General features: G+C 67.6%; 15 protein-coding genes. 7 read left to right on the forward strand and 8 right to left on the reverse strand.

The window, feature by feature from the left end; translation table 11 throughout:
- The first annotated feature begins 106 nt into the window (after positions 1-106).
- Positions 107-1,267: a hypothetical protein gene (locus tag ACTJJK_RS06090; RefSeq protein WP_440729765.1), complete on the forward strand. Its 1,161-nt coding sequence runs from the start codon at positions 107-109 to the stop codon at positions 1,265-1,267.
- An 82-nt stretch (positions 1,268-1,349) separates the two neighbouring features.
- On the opposite strand, the gene ACTJJK_RS06095 is transcribed toward ACTJJK_RS06090, so the two are convergent.
- The 4 genes from ACTJJK_RS06095 to ACTJJK_RS06110 all read right to left on the reverse strand — a co-directional run bounded on the left by ACTJJK_RS06095 (position 1,350) and on the right by ACTJJK_RS06110 (position 5,260).
- On the reverse strand, positions 1,350-2,090 hold the full coding sequence (locus ACTJJK_RS06095) for a 2OG-Fe dioxygenase family protein (RefSeq protein ID WP_223621497.1): 741 nt from the start codon (positions 2,088-2,090) through the stop codon (positions 1,350-1,352).
- A gap of 43 nt (positions 2,091-2,133) precedes the next feature.
- Positions 2,134-2,529, reverse strand: a complete 396-nt coding sequence (locus ACTJJK_RS06100) for an MAPEG family protein (RefSeq protein ID WP_440729766.1) — start codon at positions 2,527-2,529, stop codon at positions 2,134-2,136.
- 135 nt (positions 2,530-2,664) lie between these two features.
- Positions 2,665-4,431 carry a M28 family metallopeptidase gene (locus ACTJJK_RS06105; RefSeq protein ID WP_440729767.1) on the reverse strand — a complete coding sequence of 589 codons (1,767 nt, stop codon included), beginning with the start codon at positions 4,429-4,431 and terminating at the stop codon, positions 2,665-2,667.
- 160 nt (positions 4,432-4,591) lie between these two features.
- Positions 4,592-5,260 (reverse strand): hypothetical protein, encoded by a 669-nt coding sequence (locus ACTJJK_RS06110; RefSeq protein WP_440729768.1) that lies wholly within the window; start codon positions 5,258-5,260, stop codon positions 4,592-4,594.
- Between the two features lie 251 nt (positions 5,261-5,511).
- On the opposite strand from ACTJJK_RS06110, the gene gpmI reads away from it, so the two are divergent.
- From gpmI to ACTJJK_RS06125, 3 genes are all read left to right on the forward strand, one after another.
- Entirely contained in the window at positions 5,512-7,062 is a 1,551-nt protein-coding gene (gene gpmI / locus ACTJJK_RS06115) for a 2,3-bisphosphoglycerate-independent phosphoglycerate mutase (RefSeq protein ID WP_223621495.1), read from the forward strand.
- Positions 7,062-8,354: a murein hydrolase activator EnvC family protein gene (locus ACTJJK_RS06120; RefSeq protein ID WP_440729769.1), complete on the forward strand. Its 1,293-nt coding sequence runs from the start codon at positions 7,062-7,064 to the stop codon at positions 8,352-8,354. The genes gpmI and ACTJJK_RS06120 overlap by 1 nt, the downstream gene beginning before the upstream one ends.
- Before the next feature lie 110 nt (positions 8,355-8,464).
- A complete protein-coding gene (locus tag ACTJJK_RS06125; protein WP_440729770.1) occupies positions 8,465-10,078 on the forward strand; it encodes a S41 family peptidase in 1,614 nt (537 codons plus the stop codon).
- Positions 10,079-10,207: 129 nt separating this feature from the next.
- Here ACTJJK_RS06125 and ACTJJK_RS06130 read toward each other — a convergent pair whose 3' ends face one another.
- A complete protein-coding gene (locus tag ACTJJK_RS06130; protein WP_031371311.1) occupies positions 10,208-10,525 on the reverse strand; it encodes a DUF1820 family protein in 318 nt (105 codons plus the stop codon).
- A gap of 236 nt (positions 10,526-10,761) precedes the next feature.
- Positions 10,762-11,457, reverse strand: coding sequence for a rhomboid family intramembrane serine protease (locus ACTJJK_RS06135; protein WP_031371310.1), 696 nt, complete (start codon positions 11,455-11,457; stop codon positions 10,762-10,764).
- Positions 11,458-11,722: 265 nt separating this feature from the next.
- Between ACTJJK_RS06135 and ACTJJK_RS06140 the strand changes: the two genes are divergently transcribed.
- The 3 genes from ACTJJK_RS06140 (at position 11,723) to ACTJJK_RS06150 (ending at position 14,425) form a co-directional block, all read left to right on the forward strand.
- Positions 11,723-13,102: an OmpP1/FadL family transporter gene (locus ACTJJK_RS06140; RefSeq protein WP_223621492.1), complete on the forward strand. Its 1,380-nt coding sequence runs from the start codon at positions 11,723-11,725 to the stop codon at positions 13,100-13,102.
- A 218-nt stretch (positions 13,103-13,320) separates the two neighbouring features.
- Complete coding sequence (locus ACTJJK_RS06145; RefSeq protein WP_440729771.1) at positions 13,321-14,037, forward strand: MOSC domain-containing protein; 717 nt, start codon at positions 13,321-13,323, stop codon at positions 14,035-14,037.
- A gap of 133 nt (positions 14,038-14,170) precedes the next feature.
- Positions 14,171-14,425 carry a DUF2164 domain-containing protein gene (locus tag ACTJJK_RS06150; protein ID WP_031371307.1) on the forward strand — a complete coding sequence of 85 codons (255 nt, stop codon included), beginning with the start codon at positions 14,171-14,173 and terminating at the stop codon, positions 14,423-14,425.
- Positions 14,426-14,482: 57 nt separating this feature from the next.
- On the opposite strand, the gene ACTJJK_RS06155 is transcribed toward ACTJJK_RS06150, so the two are convergent.
- Complete coding sequence (locus ACTJJK_RS06155) at positions 14,483-14,944, reverse strand: DUF3574 domain-containing protein (RefSeq protein WP_081930688.1); 462 nt, start codon at positions 14,942-14,944, stop codon at positions 14,483-14,485.
- Between the two features lie 326 nt (positions 14,945-15,270).
- Positions 15,271-18,447: a bifunctional proline dehydrogenase/L-glutamate gamma-semialdehyde dehydrogenase PutA gene (gene putA, locus ACTJJK_RS06160; protein WP_223621503.1), complete on the reverse strand. Its 3,177-nt coding sequence runs from the start codon at positions 18,445-18,447 to the stop codon at positions 15,271-15,273.
- Positions 18,448-18,473 lie beyond the last annotated feature (26 nt).

The raw sequence follows: 18,473 nt of genomic DNA on the forward strand, positions 1-18,473 counted from the left end.
CTCCACTTGACCGGCAAAGCGCCAAAGCAGATCAAAATCACGGCCACGGCCACGGCCACGGCCACGGCCACGGCCACGGCCACGGCTACGGCTACGACGCTCAGTCTTGCCGATGTTGGCGGCCACATCGACGACCGGCTCGTGCATTTTCTTCAATTTCTGCGCCTTCTTCGATGTCCGCAACTGCGACTTCTACGCTCGCTTTTACTCGCAGGCGAAGCTATTTCGCGGCATGACGCTGTTCCGGGCGTCCGACGGATTCATCCGCCATTGCCGCCTGCGTTATTTTCGCGAGGACGGCATTCATACGACCGGTTCGTCGCACAGCGCGAGTCCGAATCCCTACCGCACCGTCGACGTGCGCATCGAGTCGACGCGCATCTACGCATGCGCCGGCTACCAGGTCTACTTCGGACCGCACACCGGCGGCATGTTCGTAAACGACCTGATCCTGATGCAGGCCGATCAGAATCCGGCGTTCTATATCGATTCCGACCCGGTGACCCAGGACGGGACGAATTTCTTCGTCGTCAACGTCAATATCGAAGGCGGCAATAGCGGCAGCCGCGGGATCGTCGTCAACAAGGGACAAGCGGTGCAGATCGTCGGCGGCTGGGTCGGCGGCATCCTCGGCAACGGTGCGGGGGTGGAGCTCGGCGCAGGCGCGAGTTCCTGTGAAATCAACGGGTTGAAGGCGGATTACTGCGGGCTGATCGTTAACGGTCCGGCCAATTCGATCAAGAATTGCGATATCACCGGAGACTTGACCAGCACCGTCAACGGCATCGTCCTCGGGCCGGGCGCGAGCGACACATTGATCACTGGGTGTCGGATCCGTCAGTTCACCGGCCCGGCGATCCTCATCCAGAAGCAGTCGGGTGGCCCGGCCCGTTGCGTCATCAGCGGTGTGACGCTCAAGGACGCGCCGGCCTCGCCTTATATCGAGGGGGCCGACTACCGGGAAGGCCCGTCGATTACCGGCATCCGTAGCGACGCCGCCGTTTACATGACGGCAGCTGCGCAGGTGCAACTCAACTACGGAGCAGAGTTCTATCAGGTGATCGGCGGGACGGCGATTCAGGACCTGGTACCGCGAAATCCGGGGCGGCGAGTGACCATTCAGGCCGGTTTAAACGGCGTAACCTTCACCGGCAACGGTGTATTGCAGCTCAAGGGTGGCGCCGCCAGCGTTACGGTGCCCGCTTATCGGACCATCGAATTCATGTCCGACGGCCTCAATTGGTTTGAATCGGGAGGCAATCGCTGATTCTGGTTCGTCTCCATAACGGTTGACCGATCCGAATCCTGCTGCGCACTTCCGGCAGGATTCGGATCACGGTCGCCTCCCGTCAACGGGCATCTACCGCCCGAAACGTCACCACCAGCACGTCCCGATGCGCTTCGAGCGTCGGGTCTTGCGGGGTCACGGCGGTTACGCCGTGGAAGACGCGGGCATCGTCGACCAGGGCGGCGTCGAGCGGGGCGGTCAGGGTGAAGCTGCCGAGCAGGCTGCCGTCGGCGCTGTGGATGGTGGTCGTGCCGCTGACGATGTTGTGGCGATCGATCAGCAGTACCAGCACGTAATCCACGCCGTCGCGGTGCACCCCTTCGGGCGTGGGCTGGCCTGCTTCATCGCTGCGGGCCTCGATGCGGAACTGATGCAGTTCGATGTGCCAGCCCGGTACCTGCGGCGCCAGCTGGCCGAAGAAGTCGCGGCAGAAACCGAGCACGGTCGCCAAGGTGGCGCCGTTGGCGACGTCGTCGCGTACCGGCTCGAACCAACGTTCGATGTCGCCCTGCAATGCGTTGTAATTCAGGCTTTGGTAGTGAGGCTGATGCGGCTGGCGCGCGATCGCGCCGTCGCGACCGGCGCGGAACACGGCGTGGCGGCGGCGGCGATGGCGGCCGACGCTGGCGAGGTAAGTATCCGGCGCCAGGTCGTTCCAACTGTCGGCGAACGCGGCCCAATCCTGCAGCGAACCGTGCCGCTGCAGATGCGTGCGCATGTCTTCGCCGGCGACGAAACGGAAGCCGTCGCGACGCAGGGCATCGGCGAAATCCTGGTGCTCGGAACTCGGTGCGGGGTTCATGCCTGACTCTTGAAGACGGAACGAACGAAGTCGAGACGAACGGTCAGACCGTCGCCAGCGCCGCTTGCGCCAGCAAGGCGATCACGCAACCGAAGCCGACGAACCAGACCAGGCTGCGCAGGGGCGGTTTGCGCAGCAGATAGAACAGGCCGTGCAATACGCGGCAGACGATGAAGACCAGCGAGAGCACGACGATGATGCCGGTATCGACGCCGGCCATCTGCGCGCCGAGCACGCCGGCCGCGAACGGTGCGAAGGCCTCGAAAGCGTTGAGGTGCGCGGCATACGCGGCATTGCTGCGCGGATTGTCCTGACGGCTCTGCCAGGCGCGGGGATCGCGGTTGTCGTAGCGCTGGCCGCTGCCCTTGGCGATCGCGACCCAGGCATAGGGCAACAACGCGGCGATCAACAGGCACCAATAAGCGATGGTCATGGACATGCGCGTTCCCTCATGGCCGCGGAACGCGGCCTGCAAAGCCTAGCGGAAAAAACGACGGCGCCCAGGGGCGCCGTCGTCTGATCGCTTTGCGGTCGCGGGCGACCGGCCGAACGTCCGGCCCGGCCACCCGGCGGCTTACTTGGCCGGAGCGGCCATCAACTTGTCGTGCGCCGCGCGGAAGGCATTGCCTTCGTACCAGTTGGGCCACTGCTCGTTGCCGGCCAGGACCTTGCCGACGCCGTACAGCGCATCGAGGTCCTGGACCACGCCGTCGAGCCTCCAGTTCGGGTCGAACTGGTCGGCGGGCTTGTGATAGCGGTGGTCGCGATAGTCGACCTGGGCCTTCTGTCCGGCTTCGGTACCGCCTTCGAGCAGATCGTCGCCGCCCTTGGCGTACAGCGCGGGCACGCCGGCCTTGGCGAAGTTGAAGTGATCGGAGCGGAAGTAGAAGCCGTCCTGCGGGGTGGCTTCGGCGTGCAGCACGCGACCCTGGCCGTCGGCGATGGTCTTGAGGATGTCCTCGAGCTCGGAGCTGCCGTAGCCGACCACGGTGAAGTCCTTGGCCTTGCCGATGATCGGCATGGCGTCGAGGTTGATCACCGCGACGGTCTTGTTGAGCGGGACGGTCGGATGGGCGACGTAGTACTTGGAACCGAGCAGGCCCGACTCTTCCAGCGTCACCGAGACGAACAGCAGCGAACGGTCCGGCGGCGGCGTCTGCTTGCTGAAGGCTTCGGCGATCTCAAGGATGCCGGCCACGCCGGAGGCGTTGTCGATCGCGCCGTTGTAGATCGTGTCGGTGCCGCCGGCCTTGCCGTCGCCGGCGCCGTGGCCTTCGTGGCCGCCTTCGCCGGTGTGGTTGCCGAGGTGATCCCAGTGCGCCATGTAGACGATGGCTTCGTCGGGACGCTTGGCGCCGTCGAGGCGCGCGATCACGTTGCGCGAGGACTTCTCGCTGATCTTGCTCTTCAGATCGACCGAGGCCTTGGCTTGCAGCGGGATCGCCTTGAAGCCGCGCTTGCCGGCTGCCTTGTAGAGCTCGTCGAGGTTCTGACCGAGATCGCCGAGCAGCTTGCGTGCGCTGTCGCCGGTGATCCAGCCCTGCACCGGCAGGCGCGGTTCCGGATCGTCCTTGGCCGGCAGGTCGAACTGCGCGCCGGACCAGGAATTCTTGACCACCTCCCAACCGTAGGAGGCGCCGGCATCGTCGTGGACGATCAGCGCGGCGGCGGCGCCCTGGCGGGCGGCTTCTTCGAACTTGTAGGTCCAGCGGCCGTAATAGGTCATGCGCCGGCCTTCGAACAAGGTCGCGTCCTGGCTGTGGAAGCCCGGGTCGTTGACCAGGATCACCACGGTCTTGCCCTTGACGTCGACGCCGGCGTAATCGTTCCACTTCTGCTCGGGCGCATTGACGCCGTAGCCGACGAAGACCAGGTCGCTGGCGTCGAGCTTGACCTCGGCCTGGCCGGTGCGGGTGCCGACGACCATGTCGCTGCCGAACTTGAGTTCGCGCGGCTGGCCCTTGACCTCGAGCTTGAGCGAGGTGGCCTCGTCGGCGGTGGTCTCGACCATCGGCACGGTCTGGAAATAGCTGTCGCCGTTGCCGGGCTTCAGGCCGAGGCGTTTGAACTGCGCTTCCAGGTACTGGACGGTCTTTTCTTCGCCGGCGCTGCCGGGCGCGCGGCCCTCGAATTCGTCGGAGGCCAGGACCTTGACGTGCTGGGCGAAGTCGGCGGCGTTGATCGCGCCGTCGAAGGCGTGATCGGCGGCGGTGCCGGGCGTCGCCGCCGGGGCATCGGCCGGAGCCTTCGCGTCCGGTGTTTCGGCCGGCTTGTTGCAGGCCGACAACACCAGAGCGGCGGCCACCAGCGAGGTGGCGGTGAGGAGCGGGGTACGGGACATCAGACCTCCAGGAGCGGCCGGTGGGCCGGGGGTGGGGGAGGTCCATTCTAGGGGCAACTTTGAGGTGGCGTTGTCCCGTGCGTGGCCACTGACGGGCGCGGTTCCCGCGCACGCACCCGGCCCGGCCCGTTCAGCGGGCCGGGCCGGGCGGATCGACGGCTTACTCGGCCGGCGGCTTGGGCGTGTTGTAGGCGATCGCGGTGGCGCCGCGGATCGCGCCGGTCTTGGCGGTGGCGTGCACGTACAGGGTGACTTCGCGTTCGAACACCAGCGGGCCGTCGACGCGCGCGTTCGGGCCGATCACCACGCGCGGGTTGCGCGGCTTGAGCTTGATGCCGATGCCGCTGGGCTTGACGTAGTGGATGCCGCCGCTGACGTGCGAGTCGACCCCGACGGTGACATCGCCGTTGACGGTTTCGATGCCGCCGGTCACGTCGGTGTCGACCAGGCCGATCGAGCCGTTGACGGTTTCGATGTCGCCGCGCACGGTGCCGCCGCGGTCGACGAAGATGCCGCCGTTGACCGTTTCCAGGCCGGCGCTGGCGGTGACGTTGCTGCCGACGCGGATACTGCCGTTGACGGTCTCCAGGCCGCCGGTCTGGCTGCGTGAGCCGACGCTGATGCTGCCGTTGACGGTTTCGGCGTCGGCGACGCGGGCGTTGTCGCCGATCTTGATGCTGCCGTTGACGGTTTCCAGCGTGCCTTGGCTTTCGCCGGAGCCGACGGTGATGCTGCCGTTGACCTTGCTGATGCCTTCGGCGGCGAACGCCAGCGGCGAGGACAGAGCGATCAGGACCGAGAGGCTGAGAGTGAGGCGGGGGCTCGTCATGGCGTGTTCCGTTGTTTGGTGGACAGGGACTGAGATGCGGGCAATGCGCAAACGGTTTACGTGCGGGTAAAGAAATCCTGCATCGGCCGCCGCCCGGCGTTGAGGATCAAGCACTTGCCGGCGCCGCTTCGAGCCGGGTCATGCCCGATCCGCCGCCGCGCGGCGGTTGCACGGGGCTTCATGCCCCGCTTCGCTACAATCGCAGGACCCGCCCGTGGCGGCCCCTGCCCCAAGTCATAGGAACTTCCGACGTGTCAGCGCCTTCCCGCCCCAAGCCCGTAGTGTTGTTGATCCTGGACGGTTGGGGCCATCGCGACGATCCCGCCGACAATGCCCTGGCCCAGGCGACCCTGCCGAACTGGCACGCCTTGCTTGCGAGCGAACCGCACACCCTGATCCACACCGAAGGCCGTCACGTCGGCCTGCCGGACGGGCAGATGGGCAATTCCGAAGTCGGCCACATGAATCTCGGCGCCGGCCGCATCGTCTACCAGGACCTGACCCGCGTCGATGCGGCGATCGAGGACGGCAGCTTCTACGCCAACGAAGAATTGCGCGCGGCCTGCGCCGCGGCCAAGGCGAACGGCGCCGCCCTGCACGTGATGGGCCTGCTCTCGCCGGGCGGCGTGCACAGCCACGAGCAGCACATCTTCGCCATGCTCGAACTGGCCCGTCGCGAAGGCGTGGCCCGGGTCGCCGTGCATGCCTTCCTCGACGGCCGCGACATGCCGCCGAAGTCGGCCGCACCGAGCCTGGAACGCCTGCAGCAGGTGTGCGAGAGGGTCGGCAATGCCCATATCGCTTCGATCAGCGGTCGCTACTACGCGATGGATCGCGATCAGCGCTGGGACCGGCAACTGCGCGCCTGGAACGCGATCGTCGACGCCGCCAGCGAGCATCGCGCCGCGAGCGCGCTCGCAGGCCTCGAGGCCGCTTATGCGCGCGGCGAGACCGACGAGTTCGTTGCTCCCACGGTGATCGGTACCGATGAAGCCGGCGCAAGCGCGGCGATGGCCGACGGCGACGCGGTCGTGTTCATGAATTTCCGCGCCGACCGCGCCCGTCAGCTGACCGCGGCCTTCGTCGATCCGGCGTTCGCCGGTTACGAGGCGCGCCGGCCGAAGCTGTCGCGCTTCGTCTGCCTGACCGAGTACGACGCCAAGTTGCCGGCGCCGGTCGCGTTCGGCCCGGACGATCTGCACAACACCCTCGGCGAACTGCTGGCCGCGGCCGGCCTCACCCAGTTGCGCATCGCCGAGACCGAAAAGTACGCGCACGTGACGTTCTTCTTCAGCGGCGGCCGCGAAGAACCGTATGCCGGCGAAAGCCGCATCCTGATCCCGAGCCCGAAGGTCGCGACCTACGATCTGCAGCCGGAAATGAGCTGCCCGGAGCTGACCGAGAAGCTGGTCGCATCGATCCGCTCCGGCGCCATCGACGTCGCGGTCTGCAACATCGCCAATCCCGACATGGTCGGCCACACCGGCGATCTCGGTGCGGCGATCAAGGCCGCCGAAGCGGTCGATCAGGCCATCGGCGCGGTCGCCGCGGCGGTACGCGAAGTCGGCGGTGCCCTGTTGATCACCGCCGACCACGGCAACCTGGAAATGATGCGCGACCCGGAAACCGGACAGCCGCACACCGCGCACACGGTCGGCCCGGTGCCGTTCGTGTATCTCGGCTCGCGCAAGACCGCGTTGCGCAGCGGTGGCGCCCTGCGCGACGTCGCCCCGACCATGCTCGACCTGCTCGGCTTGGCGCAACCGGCCGAAATGACCGGGCAGAGCCTGCTGGAGCGCTGATGCCCAATCTGCGCGCGTGGAGTTTGCCGGCACTGGCGACGCTCGCGTTCGCTGCGGCGTCGTTGCTCGTGCCTGCGTCGGCCGCGCTGGCGGCGGCGCAGAACAGCAGCCGCGAGACCGAACGCAAGCTCGAGAAAATCAAGACCGAGTTGAAGTCGGTCGCCGCCGAGCGTCGCCAACTCGAAGGCCAGCGCGGCGACGCTTCGCAGCGACTGCGCGCCGCCGACGAACAGGTCGGCCATTCCAACCGCGCCCTGCGCGAGACCGAAACGCGCCTGGCGCGCGAGCAGGCCGCATTGAAGGATCTGCAGACGCGTCGCGATGAGCTCAACGGCAAGCTCGGCTCGCAGCGCCAGGAGCTCGCGCGCCTGCTGCGCGCGGCCTATGCGCAGGGCAACGACGCGCCGTTGAAGTTGTTGTTGTCGCAGGACAAGGTCGCCGACAGCGGCCGCATCCTGACCTACCACGGCTACATCCAGCGCGACCGCGCACGCCGCATCGCCGAGCTCGGCACGCAACTGCGCGAACTCGATGCGATCGAGCGCGAGATCGTCGAGCGCCGCGTCACCCTCGACAGCACTCGCAAGCAGCAGCGCAGCCAGCTCGGCCAGCTCGAGAAGGATCGCAAGGCGCGTGCCGCGCTGGTCGCGCAGATCAACGAAAAATACGAAGACCGCAGCACCCGCGAGCGCGAGCTCGGCCGCGATGCGAAAGGTCTGGAGCAATTGCTGGCGAAATTGCGTGCCGCCGCCGCGCGCGCCGAGGCGCAACGCCGCGCCGCCGCCAAGGCCAAGGCCGAACGCGAAGCGCGCGAGGCGAAAGCCGCGGCCACCGCGGCGGCCTCGGGCAAGCCCGTGCGCACGACCACGCCGCGCAAACCGCCGGTCGCGGTCGCCAGTGCGCCGCCGCCGCAGGTCGGCGGCTTGGGCTGGCCGGTGTCGGGCGCCTTGCTGGCCGGGTTCGGCGGCACCATGCCCGATGGCCGCAGCAGCGAGGGCCTGTTGATCGGCGCCGCTGCCGGCAGCACGGTCAAGGCGGTCAGCGACGGCACCGTGGTCTATTCGGAGTGGATGACCGGTTACGGCCTGCTGCTGATCATCGACCACGGCAACGGCTACATGAGCCTGTACGCGAACAACGACGCCCTGCTCAAGGACGCCGGCGCCGCGGTCAGGAAAGGCGACGGCGTCGCCACGGTCGGCAGCTCCGGCGGGCATGGCCGCCCGGCCCTGTATTTCGAGCTGCGCCGCGGCGGCCAACCGGTCAATCCGAACACCTGGTTGCGACGCTGATCGCGCATTTAACAAAAGCTTGCAAACGCGCCGATTAACGTGCGCAGATAGCCGGTCGAACCCGGGCCGCCTGCCGCGGTCCAACCGGTACCTGTCTCGGAGCTTCGTGCATGCCCCTGCGTCATCCTTTGCGTAGTCTGCTTCCGCTCGCACTCGCGTTCGGCGCCGCTCCGGCCTTGTCGCAGGTAACGCCTGCGCAGCAACCACCGGTGCAGCAGGCGCCCGAGACACCGGCTTCCGACAAGCAAGCTCCCGACAAGCAGGCTTCCGACAAGCACGCCGCCGAACAACCGGCCGCGGACGAACCCGCGGCGCAGCCGCCGACGCCGGATGCAGCACCGGCCAAGGACCAGGCGGTCCCGCCGGCGCAGGCGCCGAGCAGGGATGCGCCGGCCAAGGACGCGTCCGGGCAGAAGGCGTCCGAGCCAACCCCGGCGCAGGACAAGCCCACCCAGGACAAGCCCACCCAGGACAAACCCGCCGACAAACCCGTCGCCGCCAAGGCCAAGAAGGGCGACGACGCCAGCGATTCGAAAGTGCCGATCGAGGAAATCCGCCGTTACGTCGCGGTCTACAACGCGGTCAAGCAGGCCTATGTCGAACCGGTCGACGACGCCAAGCTGATGCACTCGGCGATCCGCGGCCTGTTGTTCGATCTCGATCCGCACAGCGTCTATCTCGACAAGGTCGCCGCCGAGGATTTCGACGAGCAGTCGCGCGGCGCCTACGACGGCATCGGCGTGGAACTGCAGCGCCAGCCCGACGGCAGCCTGCGGGTGATCTCGCCGATTGACGACACGCCGGCCGCGCGCGCCGGCATCAAGGCCGGCGACCTGATCACCGCGATCGACGGCAAGCCGTTCAAGGTCGACGAGGGCGACAGCTCCGGCCCCTTGCGAGGCCCGGCCGGCAGCAAGGTCGTGCTGACCATCGTGCGCGAAGGCCGCGACAAACCGTTCGACGTCACCGTTGCGCGCGAGACCATCCGCGTCGCCAGCGTCAAAGGCCGCATGCTCGAACCCGGCTACGGCTATGTGCGGGTCAGCGCGTTCCAGGCCGACACCGCGGCCGATTTCGAGAGCCAGCTCGAGAAACTCAAGACCCAGGCCGGCGGCAAGCTGCGCGGCCTGGTGATCGACCTGCGCAGCAACCCGGGCGGGCTGCTGACCTCGGCGGTGCAGATCGCCGACGACTTGCTCGAGAAGGGCAAGATCGTCAGCACCCGCGGCCGCATCGCGATCAGCGACGCCGAGTTCGGCGCGACCCCCGGCGATCGTCTCGACGGCGCGCCCGTGGTGGTTTTGGTCGATGCCGGCTCGGCCAGCGCCTCGGAAGTGTTGGCAGGCGCCTTGCGCGACAACGGCCGTGCGCGCGTGGTCGGCAGCCGTACCTTCGGCAAGGGCTCGGTGCAGACCGTGCTGCCGCTCGACAACGGCGACTCGGTCAAGCTGACCACCGCGCGTTATTACACCCCGAGCGGCAAGTCGATCCAGGCCCTGGGCATCATCCCCGACGTGCTGCTGCGCGCGGCCAAGAGCGAAGACGACAAGCGCCCGAGCTACTACAGCGAGGCGACCTTGCCCGGCCACCTGCATGGCGACGAAGAGGACGCGCCCGGCACCAACGCCGGCGAAGTGCTCGAAGGCGATGCACCGATCGCTTCGGCCTTGGCCGAACTCAAGAAACCGGTCGCGACCGCGGCCGGCGCCGGCGTGCGTCGCTGACGCAGGCGTCGCCGATCGCGGTGCGGGCCAGGCCACGCACAAACGAAAAACCCGGCCGCTGGCCGGGTTCTTTTCTTGTATCGCTTCTCGTATCGCTGCAAACCGTTGCCGAGGTTCGCCGGCCCGCGCTCAGCGCGGTTTGGCCGGCAGCGGGAACGGCGTCACCACTTTCTCGCCGGTAGTGGCGTCGCGGATCGCCGACTGGCCTTTGCGCTCGACTTCCTCGATCCGCACGATGCTCTGCATCGGCAGGTGCAGCACGCGGGTGCTGCCGAATTCATCGCGCAGACGCTCCTCGGTCGGGTCGACCACCAAGCCTTCGTGCAGATCGAAGACCAACTCGCTGACCTCGGTGAACCCCCACAGATTGCCCGAGGCGATCTTGCGCGCGTACAGCTCGTAGATCTTGCCGGCGTTGAGGAAGGTGACTTTGTAGAGGGTGGCCATTGTGGAGCCGGGAATCGGGAATGGGGATTCGGGAATCGTAGGAGCGGTAATGCAATTGCCTGTGGTTAGCGTGGGGCCGGCGGGCTGCGATTCAAGAGTGATCGAGGACCGCAGGACGGGAATGGGGAATCGAGAATCGTAAGAGCGGCGACGGCGTTGCCGGTGCCATCGTAGGTCGGCCGTAGGGCTCTGTTTTTACGAATCCCGAATCCCCATTCCCGATTCCCGGCTCCTGATCAATAGCCCCGCTTGCGCCGCAGCCGCCGCGCGATGCCGGCGCGCGCGATCAAGGCGAACGCGCCGCCGAAGGCGAAACCGGCCAGATGCGCCGACCAGGCCACCGCGCCGAAGGCCGGGCCGATGAAGGTGAAGACCACCTGCAGCAGAGCCCAGACCCCGATCAGCAACGGCGCCGGGACTTTGACGAACTGCAGGAACAGGCCCAGCGGCACCACCACCCCGAGTTTGGCGTTCGGGAACAGGGCCAGGTAGGCGCCGATCAGGGCCGAGACCGCGCCGCTGGCGCCGATGATCAGCCGGTCGGGGGTGCCGATGGCGATCACTGCGGCCAGGTTGGCGACCGCGCCGCCGAACAGGAACAAGGCCAGCAGCCGCCACGGCCCCATGGCGCGTTCGGCCGGCAGCCCGAAGATCAGCAGGAACACCAGGTTGCCGAGCAGGTGGGCCCAGTCGGCATGCAGGAACAGGGCGCTGAACAGGCGCAGCGCGCTGCCGTCGCGGATCGCTTCCCACCAGGCCAGCGGGCTCGACAGGCCGCCCGACAGCGCCCCCCATTCGAGCATGAGCCGGCGTTGCTCCGGGTCCGGCAACACCACCGCCGAGACGATGAAGCACAGCCAGAGCAGGGCGAACAGCAACGGGGTCGCCCAGCGCAACCGGGTCCGCTCACGCGAGGGAATGGCGACGAACATGGCCTCAGCTCCGTCCGTCGGGCACGGCCGGGCCGGCTCCCGGAAGGGGGGCGAATGGCGGAAACGTCCGTGGGGCGTGGCTTTGCGACATCGGTACGGTACGGGTTTGCGGCCTTGGGCGTATTGTTAGCGTTCGGTTAATGGCCGCGCTATAGTGCATACGGCGTCGTACGTCGGGAGGGGTTTCCGGCGGAACCGGGCCTAACCCGCGGCACCGTGTATACGGCCGTGTTAGACAAAAAATACTCCAACGGAGACTACACGCATGCAACCCTCACAACGCATCTCTCGCCTGACCGCACTCGCGCTCGGCATCGCCGGCGTCATCAGTGTCGGTTCGGCCGGTGCGACCGGCTTCCAGATCCGCGAAAACAGCATCCGCAACCAGGGCCGCAGCTTCGCCGGTAGCGGCGTGGCCAAGAACGACGCCGCCGTCGTATCGAACAACCCGGCGGCGATGGTCAACGTGGACTCCACCACGATCCGCAGCGACATCACCATCATCGACCTGACCGCCAAGTTCACCGGCGGCGGTTCGGCCGCAGCCGGCAGCCCGCTGGCGCGTCCGCTCACCGGCGGCAACGGTGGCGACCCGGGCGACGCGACGCCGGTTCCGGCGCTGTCGCTGGTGGTGCCGCTGACCGGTTCGTTCGAGAAGCTGACCCTCGGCGCCAGCCTCAGCGCGCCGTTCGGCCTGAAGACCGAATACGACAAGGACTGGGTCGGCCGTTACAACGCCGTCGAGTCCGAAGTGAAGACCATCGACCTGACCTTCTCGGCCGCGGTCGCCCTGACCGACCGCTTCTCGGTCGGTGCCGGCCTGATCTACGAACGCGCCGAAGCCACCCTGACCAACGCCGTCGATTTCGGCTCGGCGATCTGCCGCGTCAGCGTCGCCGCCTGCGTGACCCCGAACCCGGTCGCCGCACCGTTCGGTCCGCAGAAGAACGACGGTTTCGCCAAGGTCAAGGGCGACGACTACGGCATCGGCTGGCTGGTGGGCTTCCACTTCCGTCCGACCGACAAGTTCTCGATCGGTTACTCGCACCGTTCGGAAATCGATCATGAGCTGGAAGGAACGATCGACTTCACCAAGCCGGGCAATGTCTCCGCGCTGTTCGCCGCGCGCGGCATCACCCAGTACAACAGCGGTCCGGGCGGCGCCAAGCTGACCACGCCGAGCGTGGACACGCTGAGCCTGCAGTACGAGTTCACCGATCAGTTCCGCATGATGGCCGACATCCAGGCCACCGATTGGCATTCGCTGCAGTCGGTCGACATCGTCCGCGCCAACGGCACGCCGGTCACCAGCGAAGCCTTCGGCTGGGAAGACACGATGATGTATGCGCTCGGCGCCGAGTACGACCTCAGCGATTCGCTGACCCTGCGCGGCGGCGTCGCGATCGACGAAACCCCGACCAACGATCACGCCCGCACCCCGCGTCTGCCCGACAACGATCGCAACCTGTATTCGATCGGCCTGACCTGGAACGCCAACGAGCACCTGAGCGTGGATGCGGCCTATACCCGCATCACCATCGACAGCCCGACCATCAACACGGTCTCCAGCAGCGGTTCGACCCTGCAGGGTTCGTACAAGGGCCACGCCGATCTGTTCGGCCTCGCCGCTCAGTACAAGTTCTGATCGAGGCGTCATCGCAGTAAACCAAAGCCCCGCTTCGGCGGGGCTTTTTTTCGCCTGCGGTTTTCGCTTCCGGTTCGGCCAGCGCTGGAATCCGGCCTGCCAGGATCGGGCGCCTATGCGAAAATCCCTGCGCATACCGTCGCCGAGAGCCGGGGACGGCTTTGCGGCACTCGCCGCGCCTCCAAGCTCCGCCGCAGGCCGCGGCACAGGACGCCTCATTGAGCGCTGACGTCTCTACCGATTCCCTCCGCATCCTCGTCGATACGCTGCTGTGCGGGCGTGCCCGGCCTTATACGCGGCCCGGCAGCCTGAGCGCGATCGCCAAGACGTCGCTCGCGGGTCGTGTGCGCATCGGCGAGTCGGGCCTCGAAGGCGACGAGCAGGGCGACCGGCGCGTCCATGGCGGCCCCGACAAGGCTGTGCATCACTATCCCTACGATCATTACCGCGCCTGGCGCGAGGAACTCGGCCCGCATGCGCTGCTGGACCGCCCCGGTGCGTTCGGCGAGAACCTCAGCAGCAGCGGCCTGACCGAGGCCGAGGTCTGTCTCGGCGATCGGTTTCGTTGCGGCTCGGCGTTGCTGGAAGTCAGTCAGGCGCGCCAGCCGTGCTGGAAACTCAACGACCGTTTCGCGATCGCCGACATGGCGCGACGAGTGCAGGCCAGCGGCCGCACCGGCTGGTATTACCGCGTGCTCGAAGCCGGCGAGGTCGAGGCCGGCGACGCGCTGCTCCTGGTCGAACGCGCGTGGCCGGACTGGAGCCTGCAACGCATCGCCACGATGTTGTATACGCGCACTCTGGATCGCGAAGAGCTGCAGGCCGCGCTGGCGCTGCCGTTGGTGCCGTCGTGGCGCAAGCTGGTCGAGGCGCGGCTCGCGCGCGGCGCGGTCGAGGATTGGAGCTCGCGCATCGAAGGCCCGGTTACGCCGTGAGGCCGGAATGCCTGCGTCGTAGCGCGCGGCGCAGCGAGTGCGATCCATCCCTGCTATCTCTATGGTCGCGGCAGATGCTGCCAACGCTGCCTTCGGCTGCGTGTCCACCCCACCGATGCGGAGCCGTCGAGGCATGAGCGAGATCAAGTTCTCCAACGAAGAAAAGGCGCTGATCGTCGCCAAGCTGCAGCGCTATTTCAGCGAGGAGCTGAAGCAATCGATCGGCCGTTTCGATGCCGAGTTCATGCTCGACTTCATCGCCGACGAGATCGGCGCGTATTTCTACAACCGCGGCGTGCTCGACGCCCATGCGCTGTTGTCGGCCAAGTTCGAGGACATCGGCGACGCCTTCTACCAGCTCGAGCAGCCGACCGATTTCAGGCGTTGAGGGGCGGGCGCGATCGAGGCACGGCCGGGCGACTGGGCCGTTCGCCGGACGCGCGGCTCAGCCGGCCGGCGATGCCTCGGTCGCGCCGATGGCTTGCCGAGCGAAGCAGGCGCGTGTCGGCAGGCTGATCACCAGCACCGCTTCTTGTTGGAAGCGGCGCTTGTACTCGTCGGCGATCTCGACCACCCGTTGGCGGCCGGCCGCGCTGTCGGTATGGACGAGGTCGATCGCGCGCGACTCTTCGCGTTCGATCTCGCCGCTGGCGCCGCGCCACTGGCCTTGCGCCTGGTAGATGGTCAAACCCTCGGGAAAGCGCGGGGTGACGACTTCGGCCAAGAAGGCCTGCCATTGGCCGTCAGTGACCGGGCCGGAGGGGCTGTTCATGCCGAACAGCACCCGGTCGAGCCGGCGTTCGCCGCAGGCGCTGGGGTCACCGGGTTTGATCGGCAACGGAGCGAGCGAAGCACAGGCCGTCAGTGCGCACAGCAAGGCGGCCGACAGCAAGGGTCTGCAGGACATCTGCGTAGCTCCGCGGGCGATCACGCCTATCTTGCGCGCGGCTCCAGCCTCGATGTGTCTGCCAATAGGCGGTTATGCGATGCGCGTCGCAGAGCAGTGGGCGCGACGGCCTCGGGGTAGGAGCGGCGCAAGCCGCGACTTGCGCGGTCGCTCGAAGTTTCGTTGTCGCGGCGCGCGCCGCTCCTACCCTTAGGAGCCCGGGCACGAGCAAGGTCTACGATTCACGGATGCGCAAACGAATACGGCGCGACCCGAGGGGCGCGCCGTATTCGTTGCCTGGCTCGATGGGCCGCGCCTCGGCGCGATCAAGGGTCAGGCCATCGCGATCAATCGCCCAGCGTAAGCAGCGAGGCGTTGCCGCCGGCCGCGGTGGTGTTGACGGTGATGGTCTTCTCGGTGGTGAAGCGCGGCAGGTAGTGCGGGCCGCCGGCCTTCGGGCCGGTGCCGGACAGGTTCTGGCCGCCGAAGGGCTGCACGCCGACGACCGCGCCGATCTGGTTGCGGTTGACGTAGCAATTGCCGACCTTGACCCGCGCGCTGATGCGCTCGATGGTCTCGTCGATGCGCGAATGGATGCCGAGGGTCAGGCCGTAGCCGGTCGCGTTGATCGCATCGATCACCGCGTCGAGCTGATCGGCCTTCCAGCGGATCACGTGCAGCACCGGGCCGAACACTTCCTTGTGCAGCTGGTCGAGCGACTTCAGGGTGTAGGCGCGCGGCGCGAAGAAGCTGCCGTGTGCGCTGTCGGCGTCGACCGCGACTTCGGCGATCTTCACCGCTTCCTTGTCCATGCGCGCGGCATGTTCGACGAGCATCTTCAGCGCGTCTTCGTCGATCACCGGGCCGACGTCGGTCGACAGCAGGCCGGGGTTGCCGATCTTGAGCTCGGCCATGGCGCCGGCCAGCATCGTGGTGACCTTGTCGGCGATGTCTTCCTGCACGAACAGCACGCGCGCGGCCGAGCAGCGCTGGCCGGCCGAGGTGAAGGCCGAACCGATGGCGTCCTTGACCAACTGCTCGGGCAACGAGGACGAGTCGGCGATCAGCGCGTTCTGGCCGCCGGTCTCGGCGATCAGCACGCCGATGGCGGCGTCGCGCGCGGCCAGCGAGCGGTTGATGGCGCGCGCGGTGTCGGTCGAACCGGTGAAGGCGACGCCGGCGACGCGCGGGTCGCGGGTCAGCGCCGCGCCGACGGTGGCGCCGTCGCCGGGCAGGAACTGCAGCACCGCTTCCGGCACGCCGGCTTCGTGCAGCAGCTTGACCGCGTAGTAACCGATCAGGTTGGTCTGCTCGGCCGGCTTGGCGATGACGCTGTTGCCGGCGGCGAGCGCGGCCGAGATCTGGCCGGCGAAGATCGCCAGCGGGAAGTTCCACGGGCTGATGCAGACGAACACGCCGCGGCCGGACAGGTGCAGGGTGTTGGACTCGCCGGTCGGGCCCGGAAGCGCTTCCGGCGCGAACAGCTTGCGCGCCTGCTGGCCGTAATAGCGCAGGAAGTCGACCGCTTCGCGCACTTCGGCGACGCCGTCGGGGATGGTCTTGCCGGCTTCCTTGGTGCACAGCGCGATGTACTGCGGCATGCGCTGCTCGAGCAGGTCGGCGGCGTGTTCGAGGATCGCGGCGCGGCTGGCGGCCGGGGTCGAGTCCCAGGCTTCCTGCGCGGCGACCGCGTTCTTCAGCGCCAGCTCGACGGTGGCGCTGTCGGCGGCCTGCCACTGGCCGACGGTTTCGCGGCGGTCGGCCGGGTTGGTCACGGCGATGTTCGGACCGGTGACGGTCGCGCCCGGCACCAGCGGTGCGGCGCGCCAGTCGCCGACGGCGGCGTTGACTTCGGCGGCGAGGGTCTGCAGTTGCTGGTCGTTGGCGAGATTGACGCCCATGGAATTGGTCCTGTCATTGCCGAAACTGCGATACAGGTCGGCCGGAAGCGGAATGCGCGGATGGGGAATGCTGGCGAACGCGGCGACGGTCTCGACCGGGTCCTGGATCAACTCGTCGATCGCGATGCTCTCGTCGGTGATGCGATTGACGAAGCTGGAGTTGGCGCCGTTCTCGAGCAGGCGACGCACCAGGTAGGGCAGCAGGTCTTCGTGCGAACCGACCGGCGCGTAGACGCGGCAGGGCACGTCGAGGCGGTGCGACGGAATGACCTCGGCGTAGAGGTCGTCGCCCATGCCGTGCAGCTTCTGGAACTCGTAGTGACGCTCGCGGCCCATCGCCTTGGCGCGCTGGTGGATCGTCGCGATGGTCTGGGCGTTGTGGGTGGCGAACATCGGGTAGATCGCATCGCCGGCTTCGAGCATGCGGCGCGCGTTGGCGAGGTAGGACACGTCGGTGTTCGGCTTGCGCGTGAACACCGGGTAGCCCGCCTGTCCGTCGACCTGGGCGCGCTTGACCTCGCTGTCCCAGTAGGCGCCCTTGACCAGGCGCACCGGAATGCGGCGGCCGGTCTTGCGGGCCAGGTCGGCGATGAAGTCGATCGCTTCCGGCGCGCGCTTCTGATAGGCCTGGATCGCCAGGCCGTAGCCTTCCCAGCCGTCGAGCGACGGGTCGCTATAGGCCGCGGCGATGACGTCGAGCGACATCTCCAGGCGGTCGGCTTCTTCGGCGTCGATGGTGAAGCCGATGCCGTAGTTGCGCGCCAGCTGCGCCAGTTCGAGCACGCGCGGCGTCAGTTCGGCGAACACGCGCGCACGCTTGGCGTGCTCGTAGCGCGGGTGCAGCGCCGACAGCTTGACCGAGATCGACGGCGCGCCGAACACGGCGTCCTTGTCGCCGGACTTGCGGTCCGACTGCGCGCTCTTGCCGATCGCATGGATCGCATCGCGGTAGGCCTGCAGGTAGCGCAGGGCATCCTTGGTGGTCAGCGCGCCTTCGCCGAGCATGTCGAAGGAGTAGCGATAGTTGGCGTTGTCGCCCTTCTTCGAACGCGACAGCGCTTCGCCGATGGTGCGGCCCATGACGAACTGGTGGCCCATGATGCGCATCGCCTGGCGCACGGCGAGGCGGATCACCGGTTCGCCGACGCGGCCGACCAGGCGCTTGAAGGCGTTGTGGACGTCGCGCTTGGTGTCGTCGTTGAGGTCGACCAGCTTGCCGGTCAGCATCAGGCCCCAGGTCGAGGCGTTGACGAGCACCGAGTCCGATTGGCCCAGGTGACGCTTCCAGTCGGCTTCGCCGAGCTTGTCGCGGATCAGCTTGTCGGCGGTTTCCTGGTCCGGAATGCGCAGCAGGGCTTCGGCCACGCACATCAGCAGCACGCCTTCTTCGCTGCCGAGGTCGTACTGGCGCATGAAGGCTTCGATCGCGCCCTGGTCCTGGGCGCGGGCGCGCACGCGCTTGACCAGCTCGGCCGCGGTGGCCTGGGCGGCGTCGCGGTCGGCGGCCGGCAGGCGCGCCAGTTCGAGCAGGTGGCGGACGTGATCGGCTTCGTCGCGGACCCAGCCGGCGGTCAGGGCCGCGCGCGGCCCCGAGGGCGGTGCGGGCAGTTCGGGGCTGATCATGGCGCCTGAAGGCTGCGCGTTGGAAA

This window comes from Lysobacter sp. 22409 (assembly GCF_052045105.1).
Classification (GTDB): domain Bacteria; phylum Pseudomonadota; class Gammaproteobacteria; order Xanthomonadales; family Xanthomonadaceae; genus Lysobacter; species Lysobacter antibioticus_B.